This window comes from Galbibacter kalidii, assembly GCF_026241135.1.
In the GTDB taxonomy this organism is placed as follows: Bacteria; Bacteroidota; Bacteroidia; order Flavobacteriales; family Flavobacteriaceae; genus Galbibacter.
In genome coordinates, this window is record NZ_JAPFGA010000018.1 from 18,110 (window position 1) to 34,853 (window position 16,744).

General features: G+C 39.1%; 20 protein-coding genes. 7 read left to right on the forward strand and 13 right to left on the reverse strand.

Annotated features, from left to right (window positions below; all coding sequences use genetic code 11):
* Nucleotides 1-42 precede the first annotated feature (42 nt).
* Nucleotides 43-372 (forward strand): DUF6122 family protein, encoded by a 330-nt coding sequence (locus tag OOZ15_RS20330; RefSeq protein WP_265957531.1) that lies wholly within the window; start codon nucleotides 43-45, stop codon nucleotides 370-372.
* Here OOZ15_RS20330 and OOZ15_RS16435 read toward each other — a convergent pair.
* The 9 genes from OOZ15_RS16435 to OOZ15_RS16475 all read right to left on the reverse strand — a co-directional run bounded on the left by OOZ15_RS16435 (nucleotide 339) and on the right by OOZ15_RS16475 (nucleotide 7,412).
* On the reverse strand, nucleotides 339-818 hold the full coding sequence (locus OOZ15_RS16435; protein WP_265957532.1) for a nucleotidyl transferase AbiEii/AbiGii toxin family protein: 480 nt from the start codon (nucleotides 816-818) through the stop codon (nucleotides 339-341). The genes OOZ15_RS20330 and OOZ15_RS16435 overlap by 34 nt on opposite strands.
* Nucleotides 790-999, reverse strand: a complete 210-nt coding sequence (locus OOZ15_RS16440; protein ID WP_265957533.1) for a hypothetical protein — start codon at nucleotides 997-999, stop codon at nucleotides 790-792. Before OOZ15_RS16440 ends, OOZ15_RS16435 begins: the two co-directional genes overlap by 29 nt.
* Before the next feature lie 105 nt (nucleotides 1,000-1,104).
* Nucleotides 1,105-2,118 carry an endonuclease/exonuclease/phosphatase family protein gene (locus OOZ15_RS16445; RefSeq protein WP_265957534.1) on the reverse strand — a complete coding sequence of 338 codons (1,014 nt, stop codon included), beginning with the start codon at nucleotides 2,116-2,118 and terminating at the stop codon, nucleotides 1,105-1,107.
* Nucleotides 2,119-2,150: 32 nt separating this feature from the next.
* Nucleotides 2,151-3,017, reverse strand: coding sequence for a rhomboid family intramembrane serine protease (locus tag OOZ15_RS16450; RefSeq protein WP_265957535.1), 867 nt, complete (start codon nucleotides 3,015-3,017; stop codon nucleotides 2,151-2,153).
* Nucleotides 3,017-3,760 (reverse strand): rhomboid family intramembrane serine protease, encoded by a 744-nt coding sequence (locus OOZ15_RS16455; RefSeq protein ID WP_265957536.1) that lies wholly within the window; start codon nucleotides 3,758-3,760, stop codon nucleotides 3,017-3,019. The genes OOZ15_RS16450 and OOZ15_RS16455 overlap by 1 nt, the downstream gene beginning before the upstream one ends.
* A gap of 16 nt (nucleotides 3,761-3,776) precedes the next feature.
* Nucleotides 3,777-5,612: a DNA mismatch repair endonuclease MutL gene (mutL, locus tag OOZ15_RS16460; protein ID WP_265957537.1), complete on the reverse strand. Its 1,836-nt coding sequence runs from the start codon at nucleotides 5,610-5,612 to the stop codon at nucleotides 3,777-3,779.
* On the reverse strand, nucleotides 5,612-5,905 hold the full coding sequence (locus OOZ15_RS16465; RefSeq protein ID WP_265957538.1) for a hypothetical protein: 294 nt from the start codon (nucleotides 5,903-5,905) through the stop codon (nucleotides 5,612-5,614). Before OOZ15_RS16465 ends, mutL begins: the two co-directional genes overlap by 1 nt.
* A gap of 194 nt (nucleotides 5,906-6,099) precedes the next feature.
* Nucleotides 6,100-6,582, reverse strand: coding sequence for a 6,7-dimethyl-8-ribityllumazine synthase (gene ribH / locus OOZ15_RS16470; RefSeq protein ID WP_265957539.1), 483 nt, complete (start codon nucleotides 6,580-6,582; stop codon nucleotides 6,100-6,102).
* 65 nt (nucleotides 6,583-6,647) lie between these two features.
* Nucleotides 6,648-7,412: a tetratricopeptide repeat protein gene (locus OOZ15_RS16475; protein WP_265957540.1), complete on the reverse strand. Its 765-nt coding sequence runs from the start codon at nucleotides 7,410-7,412 to the stop codon at nucleotides 6,648-6,650.
* 190 nt (nucleotides 7,413-7,602) lie between these two features.
* On the opposite strand from OOZ15_RS16475, the gene recF reads away from it, so the two are divergent.
* From recF to OOZ15_RS16490, 3 genes are all read left to right on the forward strand, one after another.
* Nucleotides 7,603-8,682 carry a DNA replication/repair protein RecF gene (gene recF / locus OOZ15_RS16480; protein WP_265957541.1) on the forward strand — a complete coding sequence of 360 codons (1,080 nt, stop codon included), beginning with the start codon at nucleotides 7,603-7,605 and terminating at the stop codon, nucleotides 8,680-8,682.
* Nucleotides 8,683-9,165: 483 nt separating this feature from the next.
* Nucleotides 9,166-9,582, forward strand: a complete 417-nt coding sequence (locus OOZ15_RS16485) for a lipocalin family protein (protein ID WP_265957542.1) — start codon at nucleotides 9,166-9,168, stop codon at nucleotides 9,580-9,582.
* Nucleotides 9,582-9,881: a DciA family protein gene (locus OOZ15_RS16490; RefSeq protein WP_265957543.1), complete on the forward strand. Its 300-nt coding sequence runs from the start codon at nucleotides 9,582-9,584 to the stop codon at nucleotides 9,879-9,881. Before OOZ15_RS16485 ends, OOZ15_RS16490 begins: the two co-directional genes overlap by 1 nt.
* A 130-nt stretch (nucleotides 9,882-10,011) precedes the next feature.
* Here OOZ15_RS16490 and OOZ15_RS16495 read toward each other — a convergent pair whose 3' ends face one another.
* From OOZ15_RS16495 to OOZ15_RS16510, 4 genes are all read right to left on the reverse strand, one after another.
* A complete protein-coding gene (locus OOZ15_RS16495; protein WP_265957544.1) occupies nucleotides 10,012-10,431 on the reverse strand; it encodes a nucleoside-diphosphate kinase in 420 nt (139 codons plus the stop codon).
* Between the two features lie 96 nt (nucleotides 10,432-10,527).
* On the reverse strand, nucleotides 10,528-11,556 hold the full coding sequence (locus tag OOZ15_RS16500; protein ID WP_265957545.1) for an alkaline phosphatase D family protein: 1,029 nt from the start codon (nucleotides 11,554-11,556) through the stop codon (nucleotides 10,528-10,530).
* A gap of 86 nt (nucleotides 11,557-11,642) precedes the next feature.
* Nucleotides 11,643-12,818, reverse strand: a complete 1,176-nt coding sequence (locus OOZ15_RS16505; RefSeq protein ID WP_265957546.1) for a GlmU family protein — start codon at nucleotides 12,816-12,818, stop codon at nucleotides 11,643-11,645.
* Between the two features lie 159 nt (nucleotides 12,819-12,977).
* Nucleotides 12,978-13,229 (reverse strand): type B 50S ribosomal protein L31, encoded by a 252-nt coding sequence (locus OOZ15_RS16510; RefSeq protein ID WP_265957547.1) that lies wholly within the window; start codon nucleotides 13,227-13,229, stop codon nucleotides 12,978-12,980.
* 178 nt (nucleotides 13,230-13,407) lie between these two features.
* On the opposite strand from OOZ15_RS16510, the gene OOZ15_RS16515 reads away from it, so the two are divergent.
* From OOZ15_RS16515 to OOZ15_RS16525, 3 genes are all read left to right on the forward strand, one after another.
* Complete coding sequence (locus tag OOZ15_RS16515; protein ID WP_265957548.1) at nucleotides 13,408-13,932, forward strand: DUF4199 domain-containing protein; 525 nt, start codon at nucleotides 13,408-13,410, stop codon at nucleotides 13,930-13,932.
* Between the two features lie 74 nt (nucleotides 13,933-14,006).
* Nucleotides 14,007-14,972, forward strand: a complete 966-nt coding sequence (locus OOZ15_RS16520; protein WP_265957549.1) for a glycosyltransferase family 2 protein — start codon at nucleotides 14,007-14,009, stop codon at nucleotides 14,970-14,972.
* 42 nt (nucleotides 14,973-15,014) lie between these two features.
* A complete protein-coding gene (locus OOZ15_RS16525) occupies nucleotides 15,015-16,733 on the forward strand; it encodes a phospho-sugar mutase (protein ID WP_265957594.1) in 1,719 nt (572 codons plus the stop codon).
* The last annotated feature ends 11 nt before the right edge of the window (nucleotides 16,734-16,744 follow it).

Sequence of the window (16,744 nt, forward strand, 5' to 3'; positions counted from 1 at the left end):
AACTGAAAAACAATTCGTCGGCTTAACTTCAAAAAATAAAAAATGCTCCGATTTATAGTCCACTATGGCATTCATTTTATTGTGCCCATACTTATAGCTTGGTTGTTTTACAGAAATATTTTTTGGAAAACCTGTCTTATTTTGTTGTTGGGAATTATCATTGACATTGATCATCTGTGGGCAAATCCAATTTTTGACCCTAACCGATGTAGTATCGGGTTTCATTTTTTGCATTCCTACCCTATGATCGCCGTTTATCTCGGTTTACTTTTCTTCAAACGCACACGGATTTTTGGTATCGCCTTATGTATCCATATCATTGCTGATCTGATGGATTGTTATTTGAGGTCTTTCAGCTTTTTTAATTCCTGAATGTCCAACAAGTCTTTAGGTCTTCCTGCCTTAATTTTACTGGTTATAAGATCTTCCATGGAAAGGACTCGCCATCGGATAATTTTATGCTTGTTTATTTCTGCTACTTCAGCTTCTTTATAGGCTTGTTCAAAAGATTTGTTGACAGAAAAATTGGTGATAAGTTCTAAATTGAGTTCTTCCATGGAAAATTTCACAGAGATGTTTTGTTGTTTATCTTTTACAGCTTTAGGGAAATCATTAATTTCATAACCCATTTCATTAAAAACTTTTATGAGTTTTTGAAAATTTGCCTCTGTAGTTTCTATCCAAAAATCCACATCAGCAGAATGCCTTTGATAACCATGAAAATTTACAGCTCCTCCACCTACCATGAGCATCCTTACACCATGTTTACTAGAAAGCTCGATAAAACTATCAATGTTCTCTTTCCATCTGTTTTCCATCGCGTCTGATTTCAATTAGGAAATTAGCCTTTTTTTTATGGCCTTTTGCTTTACTGGGAAAATCCTTCAGTCGTTCAGCCATATTCAGAAAAGCATAAAATCGCTCTGTCGGTTTTAATGCCAAAAATGCTGCTTGCTGCTCTTTATTGGTTATTTCCTTTGTGGTAAAAGTAATCTCCATAATATTTGTGGGTATTTAAAGCAATTTAATAAAGAATCAGTAATAATCCACATTCATTGATGTAAAAAGGGTCCCACAATACAATTGAAAGTTTTAAAATTCACATCAAATATCCAACTGTGAAATCACGGGATAATGGTCTGAAAACAGTTCGTATCGGTTTTTGTGTGATCTGACCGGGATTTCTTCATCGACAAAGATAAAATCGATCCTGAAAGGAAAATATTTGTAATAGTAGGTTTTTCCGGTGCCACTCCCCTTTTCATCAAAAGTATCTATGTCGTCTCCTTTGATTTGTCTGTAAATGGCAGAATATTGATTGTTGTTCAGGTCTCCACAGGTAATGGTCTTATACGGACATTCCGTTTTATGTGACAGAAAAATATCAGTCTGTACCTGTTGCTTTGAAAAAACTGCCCCCATGCGTCGCGCCAATCGTCCCGAGTTTTCCTGAGAGAGTTCTTCATCTTCGGGGTTGATATGAAACGACTGCATGTGCAAATTATACACCCGAATCGTATCATTTCCTTTCACCACATCAGCAAAAATGGCATCGTTGCCTGAATTGGGGAAATGTAATGAGCCTTTGTTAATGATAGGATATTTTGAAAAAATGGCCTGTCCGGTTTCCTTGGTTTTATAGTTGACAAATTTATATGGATAGTAATCAAATGCGTCTTCTTTTGTATGATAAAATTCCTGAAAGCACAAAATTCCGGGGTTTTCCTCTTTGATCATTCCCATCATCTCATCAAAAACACCATCACGGCCAATCCATTTGTATTCATCAAAAACCCGCACGTTATAGGTCATCACTTTTAAAGAATTGGCAGAAACCACTTCTTTTGTCCCCGAAAATTTATAAAGTGAGAACACCTGTTGATAGCCCAACAGTAATACCACAAACGACAAAATCCATTGTTTTTTCCGTTTGATGATCCAATACACCAAAAAAAGTATGTTCACGATAATGAGAACGGGAGTGACCAAACTAAAAATAGCTATCCGCGGAAAGGAGCTCAATGGAATATAGGGTGCCAGCAAACACAGTAAAAGAAGAAAAGCAAAAAGCGAATTTGCAAGAAAAACTCCTTTATGCAGCCATTTAAGTTTTTTCATGTGTTTTGAATGGTTTTTGTTTGGATGTTTTTTTATTCTTTTCCGGCTTTAAAAAGAAAATCTTTTTCTTCTTTAGAGAGGCTTTCATAACCACTCTTGCTTATCTTGTCCAAAATCGCATCTATTTTCTTTTGATGTTCGTCTTTGGAGGTTTTGGAAGTGTTACTACTTCGCTGTTTTGTTTTGTGAACCGTTTTCAAAGGTGATTTTTTCTTTTTCTTGAACAGGTCTCCGACAGAAGACACCGTATTTTCAAATCCAACACCTATATCGCGACCTTCCTGAAGTTTTTTAGCGTAAACAAATCCGAGTAATGAACCACCCAAATGTGCCAAGTGTCCTCCGGAATTCCCCATAGGCAATTGTATAAGGTCTATGATCACAAAAGCTGCGCCGATATACCAGAGTTTGATATTAAAGAAAATAACACGAACCTCCTGATTGGGGATGTATGTACAGATGAAAATCAAAATAGCCATTACCGCTGCAGAAGCTCCGATAAGTGAAGAGTTGATCCCTGAAAAGGCCGGAAAAATATTGTAGGCAAGCAAAAACAATAATCCGCCACAAATAGCCCCGAGGAAATACACATTGAGGAAACGCTTTGCACTAAAGAGGTTCAAAAAAATCCTTGACGTGAAATACAGTAAGATCATATTCCAAAAAATATGCATAAATCCCCCGTGAAAAAAGGCGTAGGTCACTATGGACCAAGGCTGAAGGATAAAACTTCCAAAACTTTTTGGAAGTTCAAACCAGCGCATGATAAAATCAGCATCCCACTTAAACAAGAACACTAACAAGGCATTGACAATAAAAATGGCGACATTGATCACGATCAATTTTTCGGCCACATTAAGTGTTGCAAATTTATAGCGTATGTCGTCTGATATGCTCATTAATCCCAGCGATTGTTTTTAAATTGATTCTTTCTCCAATACCACATCATAATAAAACCGAACAAAGCCCCTCCAATATGTGCAAAATGCGCTATTCCTGCTCCAAATATAGAGTATCCGGTAACTCCTGAAAACAAGTCTAAACCGATAAGCGCCGGAATAAAGTATTTTGCTTTGATGGGTATCGGCAAAAATATAAGCATCAGTTCAGCATTGGGAAACATCATTCCAAACGCAACTAAGATACCATATATTGCCCCAGAGGCTCCAACTGCCGGACTCATGTATGAACTCAGAAAATTATCCAGTGTATTTCCCGGCACTACATTATACCAACCTTTGTTATACTGTCCGTTCCGCAACAAATCCATAATCTCCGCTTGGCGATAGCCTTCGCTCAACAAGGCCTGCATTCCTTCATTAAAATAATAATAATTTACCAATGTGTGGATCAAAGCCGAACCCAAACCAGCCGAAAAATAGAAGAAAAAGAATTTTTTCCGTCCCCACATTTCTTCTAAGGGACTTCCAAAAGCCCAAAGTGCATACATGTTAAACAAAATATGCATAAATCCACCGTGCATAAACATATGCGAAACGATCTGCCAAAGTTGGAAGTTTTCGTTCTTCGGGAACCAAAGTGAAAACAACTGATACATTTGGTCTCCGAACAATAGTGTCGCTATAAAAAACAACACATTTACAATCAATAAATGCTTTACGGCATCTGTAATTCTTCCCATGAAATTGAGTTCAATATTATAAAAATCGTTTATCTATTTCTTCCACCGTCATTGTGATATAAGTAGGTTTGTTGAAGGGCGAAACCGTAGGGTCTTTAGTCGCAAAAAGATTGTTCACCAAGGCCTCTTGCGATTCCACACTCAGCAACTCCCCGCTTTTTACCGCCAGGGTTTTACACATGGCCTTTGCCAAAATATCGGCTTGGGAAAAGGAACTGTCAGGCACTTCCGCTTGAAAATCGGATAAAAGCTGATCGATCACCATAGCCACCTCACTTTCTGAAATATGAAGCGGAATACCACTAATCTCCACCTCATCACCTTTAAAATCTGAAAAGAGAAAACCTGTGTTTTCGAGACTGTCTTTCAAGTCTTTCAACAATTCGATCTCCGTTTTGGAAAAACTCAGTTTTAACGGAAAAAGTAATTGTTGGCTCACTCCTTTGTCAACCGTTATATTTTTCAGGAATTGTTCATACAAAACACGTTGGTGTGCCCTGTGTTGATTGATGATCACCATTCCTGATTTTATGGTGGTCACTATATATTTTTTATGTAATTGATAGGTTGTTGCCGAAGGCGTCTCTTCATTTTCGGTAAACAACGAACCCGTCACTTCCTCTGATTCCAATTCGATAGAACTAAAATCCTTTTTTTCATCCAACCCTACATACAATTGCTCCCAACTCCCTGTTTGTCGTTCCCGCTTCGGATAGTTTACAGTCGCCTTCCCTTTGTTTTCCTTTTCAAACGGATTAAAATTTGCGTCCACCTCTACCGTTGGAACATCGGGTCTTTTTGATTTGTAATCATATGGCGTATCCAAATTGGAATCCCTTTCAAAATCGAGTACCGGTGCCACATTGAATTGTCCTAAACTATGTTTTACAGCCGACCTCAAAATAGCATACATGGCGTGTTCGTCGTCGAATTTCACTTCGGTTTTGGTCGGGTGAATATTGATATCAATAGCTGAAGGATCCACCTTCAAAAAAAGAAAATATCCCGGATGTGTTCGTTCTTTTACAAGTCCTTCAAAAGCCGAAGAAACCGCATGGTGGAGGTATGAATTTTTAACAAAGCGGTTGTTCACAAAAAAAAACTGTTCCCCCCGTGTTTTTTTGGCGAATTTGGGCTTACAGATAAATCCGTCTATGCCTATCACCTCTGTATCTTCCTGTACCGGAACCAATTTTTCATTGGTTTTCCCTCCAAAAATATGAACAATCCGCTGCCTTAAATTTGTCGCTGGCAGATTAAAAAGTTCGCTCCCGTTGTTATAAAAATCAAAATGAATATCGGGATGTGCCAAAGCCACACGGTGGAATTCATCAATAATATGGCGCAACTCAACTGTATCAGATTTAAGGAAATTCCTTCTTGCTGGGATATTAAAAAACAAGTTTTTGACCAAGATTGAAGTCCCTTTTGGAGTAACAGACACCTCTTGCCCCACGACTTTACTTCCTTCGATCTTCAATTGTGCACCTACATCTTCATCTTCTTGTCTTGTGTTCATTTCCACATGGGCAATAGCAGCTATGGAGGCCAAGGCTTCACCTCGAAATCCTTTGGTATTCAGTTGAAAAAGGTCTTCGGCAGCTTTTATTTTTGAAGTAGCGTGACGTTCAAAAGACAAACGGGCATCGGTAGCACTCATTCCCTTACCATTATCAACCACTTGAATCAGGGTTTTCCCGGCGTCTTTTACGATCAGTTTTATTTCTGTACTGCCTGCATCTACGGCATTTTCTATAAGTTCTTTAACAACAGAAGCCGGTCTTTGTACCACTTCTCCCGCCGCAATCTGGTTAGCAACATGGTCTGGTAAAAGCTGAATAATATCTGCCATTAAAAAAGGTTGTCTAGATTAATATATTTGATTGCCACATAGGCAAACATAAAGAGGAATGCCAGAACAACAAGAAAACGAATCCTACTATTGAGATTTGAAGAAGATTTCCGAACTGTTTTCCAGTCATCGCGATAGCTTTTTCTACGATAGCCTTTAAAATAATCTTCATCAGAACGCTTCTCTTTACTTTTTTTAAGCTTCTCCAAACGTTCTTTTCGTTCATCATAATACCGTGGCGTATAGCTATACGACTTATTCCCTTTTTGCTTAAAAAGTGTTGGAAGTTTCATTGTGTTCTTTTCTTTTGCTTTATTTAAGTCCCGACAACTATCGGGAGGAATTCACCCTCGTTTACACCTAAGACACATCAGGCACAACATATTCATAACAGTTCCTTAAAACTCAAAATTACTTAAAAAGGAGCAGAATTACCGTCTATAATCCCTAAAAATTGTTAAGAAATAGGATAAAAACCTGAAGTCGGTTAATTCCCAAGTACGGCCATTTTTATAGCGGCAATGGCAGCTTCGGTTCCTTTGTTGCCGTGTTTGCCACCGCTTCGATCGATGGCCTGCTGCATGGTATTATCGGTAAGAACACAGAAAATTACAGGGGTGTCATACAACACATTCAAATCTTTTATTCCTTGAGCCGCGGCACTACACACAAAATCAAAATGTTTGGTTTCGCCTTGGATCACACTACCGATGGTGATAATAGCATCCGGTTCGTGTTTTTTGATCATTTTTTTAGCACCATAAACAAGTTCGTAGCTTCCGGGTACATCCCAGCGTATGATGTTCTCTTCTACAGCACCACAATCTAACAAAGCCGACACCGCGCCATTGAAAAGCCCTTCTGTTATTTCTGAATTCCATTCTGAAACAACAATCCCAAACCGAAGGTCTTTCGCGTTTGGGATTGTAGCTTTATCGTAAACAGACAAATTTTTATTTTCTGTCGCCATGTTTCTTATTGATTTGTTAAGTGCTATTTGTTGAACGTATTTATACGGCAACAATCATCACCAAACTATTGAAGCGTTTCCGCTCTACCGATGTAAATATCGATCGCTCTTCCTTCTTCAGAATCAGGATAGTCATTCTTTATTCTGTTGAAATACCGCAATGCTTTATCTGCATTTCCGTTTTGCATTATGATCACTCCGGCTTTGAACAGGAATTTTGGTGTTGTAAAAGCGTTATCGGCATGGGCTATCGCTTTTTCATAATAACCTACAGCATCTTCTTCTTGTCCCAATTGTACAAAAGCATCACCTATACCCCCTTTGGCCAAGGCTCCAAGAATCTCATCATCAGATTTGAAATCCTGAAGGTATTTTATCGCTTCATCGTATTGTTGCGTGTTCAAATAAGCCATTCCAGCACTGTAATACGCCAAATTTGCGGCTTTTGTCCCACTGTAGTTTGCTATGATATCCAACAAACCGTATTTTCCTTCAGCTCCATTCAACGCCAATCCGTATAGTGAATCTTTAGCTGTACTGTTCACAGCTTCATCAAAATACTGTTGTGCAAAGAACATTTCGTTGGATGCTTCAGCCTCTTTTGGTTTCAAAATGAATTGTTGGTATCCTAAAAATCCCAATACAACAAGCACTACGACTCCTATTCCACCAAGAATATACTTTTGGTTTCTGGAAACCCACTCTTCAGTCTTACCCGCACTCTCATCCAGCGTACTGAACACCTCAGCAGTTGCACTTTGTTCGTCATGCACTTGGTTTTCATCCTTTTTAGCTGATTTCTTATAGCCTCTTTTCTTATACGTTGCCATATCTACATTTTATTAAGCCCCGCAAAAATATGATTTTTATTCAAATAGGAAAGGGAATTTATTTGATTATTTTCAATAATTTGCAACACATTTCCCCATAAATTATCTTGGGGGCATCCCGATAGCTATCGGGACTAAATCTCACTTAGTGAGTAAAAACCTTTTATAAAAAAAGTTTGGTCTAAAATAAATGTACTTACAAAAGTTATCGCTTATAAATTACAAAAATTTTTCGTCACAGGACTTTGAATTCGATTCAAAGATCAACTGCTTTGTGGGGCAAAACGGAATTGGAAAGACCAATACCCTGGATGCGATCTATTATCTGGCTTTCGGGAAAAGTTATTTTAATCCGATAGCTTCGCAGAACATAAAGCACGGGGAGAACTTTTTTGTGATCGACGGGGAATTTATAAGGGACGAAAAGAACGAAAAAATAATTTGCAGCTTAAAAAAAGGGCAAAAGAAGGTCATGAAACGCAACGGAAAGGTCTACGACAAACTTTCTGAACATGTTGGATTCATTCCTTTGGTCATTATTTCGCCGGCAGATCGCGACCTTATCATTGAAGGAAGTGAAACCCGAAGGAAATTTATTGACAGCGTTATTTCGCAAAGCAATAAGCAATACCTCAAAACGCTGATCAACTACAACAAAGTACTGGCGCAGCGCAACTCCCTTTTGAAATATTTCGCACTGAACAATACGTTCAATACGGATACACTGGAAGTCTACAACGAACAACTAAACGAATACGGAAGCGTCATTTTTAAAGAACGTAGCGAATTCTTAGCCACCTTCAACCCGATTTTCAAAGAGCGGTATAGCGCTATTTCCGGAGGAAAAGAAGAGATTGATCTGTCATATAAAAGTCAGTTGTTCGATAAAGACCTCAAAACACTACTGGAAGAAAACCTCCAAAAAGACCGGGCTATACAATACACTTCCGTCGGGACACACAAAGACGATCTGAGCTTTGATATCGGTGGCTTTCCCATTAAAAAATTTGGAAGTCAAGGACAACAAAAATCGTTTTTGATCGCCTTGAAACTGGCACAATTCGACTTTATAAAAGTACAGGCCGGCCACACACCCATCCTTCTTTTGGATGATATTTTTGATAAACTGGATGAAAACCGTGTCGGACACATCATCGAGTTGGTGGATAAAGACGAGTTTGGACAGATATTCATCAGCGACACCCATCCCGAACGCACGGAAAATGTGGTAAAAAAAACCCATCAATCGTATAGGATGATCCAATTATAGGAAGTACGAAGTTAGAAGTACGAAATTAGAAATACGTACGTCCCTGATATAGGTTGACCATAGAATTTGAAATTTTGATTTCATTCAAGTATTGAATAATAATAAAAGTAAAAAAAACAGCTCCTCCCTTTAGACAAAGGGAGGTGGATTCAGTTTTGCGATAGCAGAACTGAAGACGGAGGGTTCTGAAATCCCAAGTCATTGGCACAAAACAAACACTTGGTGATTTAACTATAAAGCTTGGGCTTTCAAAACTCCCCTTTCTCCGCCTTAGGCGGATTCATTCCCCTCTTCATCTGAAGAGGGGAGCCGTTTGATAAATAATAAGAATATTATATATTCAAAAACGGTCAACACTAATCAGGGACGTACCACTCCTGACTTCGGACTTCGGACTCCCGACTTCCATCCATATCATTCACCTAAAATCAGACTACTAAATCCATATCCTTCCTTACCTTTGCAACATAAAAACGTAGTGCATTGAAAACAAACATCCTTATTCTTATCGGTTTTTTAACTATAGGTTGCAACACTTCAAAAGTAGAAGACCTCAATTTACTGAACGGTTATTGGGAAATCGAGAAAATGACCTTTGCTGACGGAAAAACTAAAGAATATACCGTAAATACGGTAATCGATTTTATCAGCATGAAAAATGATTCTGTAGGAACGCGAGAAAAAGTCATGCCCCGACTGGACGGCACTTTTGTCAATATGCAAGAGTTGGAAGATTTTACGATCCGAAAAAAAGACGGTAATTACTATATGCACTACAAAAACGAACTTGACGAAAGAAGCGAAGTTTTGATCAAACTCACAAAAGACCAATTTGTGGTTTCCAATGGGGAAAATAAAACGTATTTTTATAAACGCTTTGAAAAATTTGAACTGAAATAATGGTCGCAAAACGACGTAACGAATATATCTCCCTGAGTGATGCTTTAAAAGAGTTTGTCAACGAAAACAAACTGGAAAAGGGCATGGACAAGATTGATGTTCGCAACGCATGGCAAAACTTAATGGGCAACGGCGTCAACAATTATACTACCCAAATTCAATTAAAACGGGATACCCTTTATGTCTCTTTATCTTCTTCGGTATTACGGCAAGAATTGAGTTATGGAAAAGACAAGATCATCAAAATGATCAACGAAGAATTGGGGAAAGAATTGGTGAAAAGTATTGTTTTGAGATAGAAAATACTTTTAGGTTTTCATTTTAATCTGTCAGTCTGAGCCTGTCGAAGACTTTTTGATGTCATAGTGAAGTACACTTCGACAATGCTTCGACAAGCTCAGCATGACAATATTTTCAGGCTCTGTGAACTTAAAAAATTTCCCTTCCGGAGAAATGGAAAGCACTTTCTATAGCTGCATTTTCATCACTGTCTGAACCGTGCACCGCGTTTTCTCCTATGGAAGCAGCATACAGCTTACGGATGGTTCCTTCCGCAGCCTCTTCCGGATTGGTAGCACCTATTAAAGTCCTAAAATCGTCTACGGCATTGTCTTTTTCCAAGATAGCAGCTACGATAGGCCCGCGTGTCATAAATTCTACCAATTCGCCAAAAAACGGACGCTCTTTGTGGATTGCGTAAAATTCTTCCGCATCGCGTTTACTCAATTGCGTATATTTCATCGCAACGATCTTAAATCCCGCAGCAGTTATTTTATCAAGAATAGCCCCGATGTGTCCGTTTTCCACAGCATCAGGCTTGATCATTGTAAATGTTCTGTTTGTTGCCATTTTCTAAAATAAAATTTTGCAACCCTCCCTGGGGCTTTTTTAATTTGGCGCAAAAGTAAGGTTTTTATGTTTATTTCCTAGAAAGATTAATAAAAATCAATACACCTGTTCAAACTCATTCAACACCCGATTGCCATCGCCAATCATCTGCATAATAACCCTGTGGTTTTTCATATTCAGTTTTAGAAGTCCGAAACTCTTTTCTTTGACTACATCTCCTACTCGATACGGGTTTTCTTCCGAAGTAAAAGCCTCGTAGGTATGGGTGAGTCCGCTTGATGTAAAATCAACCAGCGGATAGCTTAATTCGCTCATGTTGATCTGTGAAAATTCTGAAATATGCCGGTCACCGGACAATAAAATCACCCGTTGTGCTGAACTGTTTTTTATCATGGTAAACAGTTTTTCGACCTCTCCCGGAAAGTTCCCCCAGGTTTCAAAACCGTGTTTGTTTGACAACACCTGAATACTGCTCACAATAATATTGAACGCAGCAGTAGAATTGTTCAACTCGCGATGTAGCCACAACCATTGTTTTTCACCCAAGATCGTCCCTACTCCTTTTGGGTTGGGCATAAAACGTTTACCACCGTCCCCGAGGTTTTTGGTCAGCGCACTCCTGAAATAGCGTGTATCCAACACTATGATTTTTACATCCCCGGCCGGAGTATGGTATGTTTTTGAATGATAAACCCCTGCCCTGTCGCGTCTCGGATCGTTTTTGGGAACATCCATAAAATTGAGGAACAACTCTTGGGATTCGGCCTTCTTCGGAAATTCTGCTCCGCCGTCGTTTAACCCGTAGTCGTGGTCGTCCCATGTCCCGATGACATCCATCGTCTTGGTCACCTCTTTATAACCGTCTTGATAGCGCTGTTCTTCATAATCCCTGCGCATTTGCCGCATATCGTAGGTATCGGAATAGATATTATCGCCTCCCCACACCCAAACTGCGGGCTGGTTTTTGACAACATCATCCCAGAGGAGGTTCTCTTCATATTGCTTGTTACAAGAGCCGAAAGCAATTACAAAATCATCGCCCGACAGGCTATAGGTCTTGTGTTGGGCTGTCTTACATCCTAAACATAAGCTTATCAGCCCAAAAAGAATAAATAATTTGCGCATAGGTATTAATCTGTTCCTTACAAAGATAGTATAAGTTTGGATGAACCAAATTTAAAAAATTGATAAATATACTTGCTGGATACATGTTAATTCTTGCGCCACTTTTTGGTAAGTTCAAAAACCTGATCGAGGATTTTCTGCTCTTCATCATTAAATTCAACTCCCCTGCGCTCCATCATGGCTTTTGCGGTTTGATATGCCTTTTGTGGTTTGTAGGTCGTGAATCCTGAAGCTCCTCCCCAGCTGAAACTCGGAATGAAATTTCGCGGATAACCACTTCCGAAGATATTGGCGTTCACCCCTACCACGGTTCCTGTATTGAACATGGTATTGATTCCGCATTTGCTGTGATCACCCATCATGAGTCCGCAAAACTGCCTGCCCGTCTCGGCAAAAGATTTGGTTTCATAACTCCACAAACGCACCGGACCATAATCATTTTTCAAATTTGATGTATTGGTATCGGCACCGATATTACACCATTCTCCCAAAACGGAATTCCCTAAAAATCCGTCATGTCCTTTATTGGAATTGGCAAACAAAACCGAATTGTTGACCTCGCCCCCTATTTTAGAGCCTGGACCTATAGTTGTCGGGCCGTAAATACGTGCCCCCATTTTTACGATAGCATTTTCCCCCAAAGAAAATCCACCACGGATATTACTCCCCTCCAACACCAAGGAATCTTTCCCCAGATAGATAGGTCCGTTTGAGGCGTTAAGCGTACAAAACTCTATCGTTACACCTTCTTCCAGGAATATATTTTCCGGGGCAATCACATTATTGCTGCTCGGCAAAGGCTGACTCTCCCTTCCTTTGGTTATCAAGTCAAAATCAGATTCCAAAGCTTCTCCGTTCTTGGAAAAAATGTCCCAGGTATGCTGGATTTGAACACACTCCCCTTCATATTCAATAGCTTTATATTTCTTCAAATCCACTTCTTCTTGGGCATCAGTAGTAAAAAAAGCTATTACTTCCTCATCATAAAAAATAGCTTGTTCGGGTTTCAAGCCTTTTATCTGTTCAACCAAGTCTTCATTCGGTAAAAAAGAAGCGTTGATCATCACATTCTCTTCCATTTCCACCATGGGGTATTTGTCCGAAAGATAATCTTCAGTAATGGTTGTTGTGGTATAGCCCAAGTGCTTCTCCCATTTCTCCCTGATCGTCAAGATCCCTATACGGATATCGGCTACAGGCCTTGTATATGTAAAAGGAAGTAAGGCATTGCGGGAAGGACCATCAAAAAGAATAAAGTTCATAGCACATGATTTTTGAGTTTAAAGATAACTGAATGTTCATAATTCCTGAAAAGATTGCGTTATAAAAAATAATTCATAGACAAACTACCTCATCAACTTTCGAAAACAAAAAAACCCCTGATAAAAATCAGAGGTTTTGAATCGAAACGGGTAAGTTTCTTATTTTTTGAACTTCTTGTATTTGTTTTTGAACTTATCGATACGTCCGGCAGTATCAACCAATTTGGATTTACCGGTATAGTAAGGATGCGATGATCTGGAAATCTCCAATTTAATCAGAGGATATTCCACACCGTCAACTTCCATCGTCTCTTTAGTCTCTGCCGTAGATTTTGTGATAAAAACATCATCGTTTGACATGTCTTTAAAAGCCACTAATCTGTAATTTTCCGGATGTATACCTTTTTTCATCGCCTTAATATTTTAAACTTCAGAATTTTTTCGAGGTGCAAATTTATATAATTATTTTAGATTACCAATAGTTTTACACCAAAAAAACGGAAGTATTTTTTTATTTGCCAATGTTGTAACAAATATACAGGAATATCTACTAATTTTATATAAAACTAATTCAACTATATAAGAAATCATGGAAAACACTCAACAACCAACAACGAAAAAATATGCATTGAACTACGGTCTCCTGATTGGAGGAGTTGGTATCATCTTTAGCCTAATGCTGCATTTTATGGATATGCAATACGATCAAAGTGCAGGCAAAACAATTATTTCTACATTGATTTTGGTCGTGCTTGTCGTCTTGGCTATCTATCAATTCAAAAAAGCCAATGGAGGTCTTCTTTCACTTGGTGACGCTTTAAAAGTAGGAATGGGGGCTGCCGCTATCGCCGCCTTGATTACCGTTCTCTACCTTTTATTGTATGTCAATGTAATCGATCCGGATTTTCATGAAAAAGTAGCAGAAATGAGCCGGGCAGGGATGCTGAAAAACAACCCTGAAATGAGCCAAGAACAAATGGATCAAACTATAGAAATGCAACAAAAATTCTTTTGGGTTACATATCCGGTAGTTTTAATCCTTAATATTTTTGTAGGTTTTGTAGTATCATTGATTACCGGGCTTATTATGAAAAAATCCGATCAGCAACTCTAATTTAGCTACAGAATCTCCCAATAAACAGGGATAATTTATATCTTTGATTTCTATTTATTAGTGATCAAGCATTCATGGATATATCAGTAGTAATACCACTACTCAACGAACAAGAGTCTTTAAAGGAATTACATGATTGGATTGCAGACGTAATGCAATCCAATCATTTTTCTTATGAAATTATCTTTATCGACGATGGAAGTACAGACGACTCTTGGGAGCTTATCCAATACTTATCCACAAAAAATAAAGCCGTAAAAGGCATCCGATTTTTAAAGAATTTCGGGAAATCGCAAGCCTTGCATGCGGGATTTGATATGGCTCAAGGCGATGTGGTGATCACCATGGATGCCGACCTGCAGGACAATCCGGAAGAAATCCCTGGATTATATCAACATATTAAAAACAACAATGCCGATCTCGTTTCGGGATGGAAAAAAGTGCGGTACGACTCGGTTCTTACCAAAAACCTGCCTTCAAAACTTTTTAATTGGGCAGCGAGAAAAACATCGAGGGTATCCCTGCACGATTTTAACTGCGGATTGAAAGCCTACCGAAAAGAGGTGGTAAAAAACATAGATGTTCATGGTGAAATGCACCGCTATATCCCCGTATTGGTGAAAAATGCCGGATTTTCAAAAATTGAAGAGAAAGTAGTGCAACACCAAGCCCGGAAATACGGAAAGACCAAATTTGGGATGGAACGCTTTATCAACGGTTTTCTGGATCTTATCACCATTTGGTTTATCTCTAAATTCGGAAGGCGTCCCATGCACCTTTTTGGTGCCCTTGGCGTACTTATGTTCATAGTAGGATTTGGATTTGCTGCCTATCTGGGTGTCGATAAGCTCTTTATTAATCCCTACGGAAGACTTATTACCCAAAAACCACAATTTTTTATCGCACTTACCGCTATGATCATCGGTACACAATTTTTTATGGCAGGATTTTTAGGGGAACTCATTTTGCGTTTCAAACGCCATGAAAAACGATATAAAGTTTCTGAAACCATCAACTTATACAGTGAAAAATTGAATTAAAAGCGTCAGTTGCTTAACTTATACAAAAATACAACACAGATCATGACAGCAGAGGACATTACCACAAAAGCAAAAGGTTGGTTAACCGATTTTTTTGATGCTGAAACCAAAAAAGAAGTACAAAACCTCATCGATAACAAACCTGAAGAACTCAAAGAAAGTTTTTATAAAAACCTTGAATTCGGAACCGGAGGTATGCGTGGAATCATGGGAGTCGGCTCCAACAGGATCAACAAATACACACTGGGGAAAAACACACAAGGACTTAGCAATTACCTTCAAAAAATATATCCGGACAAAGAGCTTAAGGTTGCCATTGCCTACGATTGCCGTCACAACAGTGACACGTTGGCAAAAGTGGTGGCCGATGTCTTTGCAGCCAACGGAATCAAAGTGTTTTTATTTTCTGAACTGCGTCCGACTCCGGAGCTTTCCTTTGCTGTAAAACACTTGGATTGCCAATGTGGAATTGTACTTACTGCTTCCCATAACCCACCTGAATACAATGGATATAAAGTATATTGGACAGACGGCGGACAAATAGTACCTCCGCAAGATTATGAGATCATCAACGAGATTGAAGCACTTTCTTTTGAGGATATTAAATTTGATGCAGACCAAAGTAAGATGCAATATATCGACAAAGATGTCGACGAAGCTTTTATCACAGCCTCTGTTGAAAACGGAAACTTCAACACTCCCGGAAAAGACGATTTTTCTATTGTTTTCACTTCCCTTCACGGGACATCCATCACGCTTATGCCTGAAGTCTTAAAACGTGCCGGATACAAGAATGTTCATGTTGTAGAAGAACAAGCCAAACCCGATGGCAGTTTCCCTACCGTTATATCCCCCAACCCGGAAGAACCTGAAGCCTTGGCTATGGCTTTGAAGAAAGCGGAGGAATTAAAAGCCGATATGGTTATCGGTACCGATCCCGATAGCGATCGCCTTGGAATAGCCGTAAGAAACAACGAAGGAGAAATGACACTGCTTAACGGGAATCAAACTATGGTGCTTATGACCCGTTTTCTGCTGGAGAAATGGAAAAACGCAGACCGCATCAATGGCAACCAATTTATTGCCTCTACCATCGTTTCCACGCCGATGATGAAAGTGCTCGCAAAAAATTACGATGTGGAATATATGGAAGCCCTAACCGGATTCAAATGGATTGCAAAAATGGTCAAGGATTTCCCCAACAAACAATTTATAGGTGGTGGTGAAGAGAGTTTCGGATATATGGTAGGTGATTTTGTAAGGGATAAAGATGCCGTAACCGCATCGCTTCTAGCTTGTGAAATAGCCGCAAATGCAAAAGCTAGTGGAAGTTCGTTTTACAAGCAACTGTTGCAATGTTATGAAGAATTCGGACTGTACAAGGAAAAATTGATCTCACTGGTCAAAAAAGGTATCAGTGGTGCTGATGAGATCAAACAGATGATGATCGACCTCAGGGAAAATCCGATTGCGGAAATTGACGGTGCCAAAGTTAATTATGTAGAAGACTACCAGAGTTCAACCCGCAAAAATATGCTTACGGGCGATAAGGAAACCATTAGTATTCCAAAAGCGAACGTACTGATCTATTATACTGAAGACGGCACAAAAATAGCCGCCAGACCCAGTGGAACAGAACCTAAAATAAAATTCTATTTCAGTGTTAAGGGTGAAATAAGCAACACAGCCGATTACGACCATGAAGCTTCTAAACTGGATGCGAAGATCGATCGTATTATCGACGAACTGAAATTGAAATAACAAACAGTTTG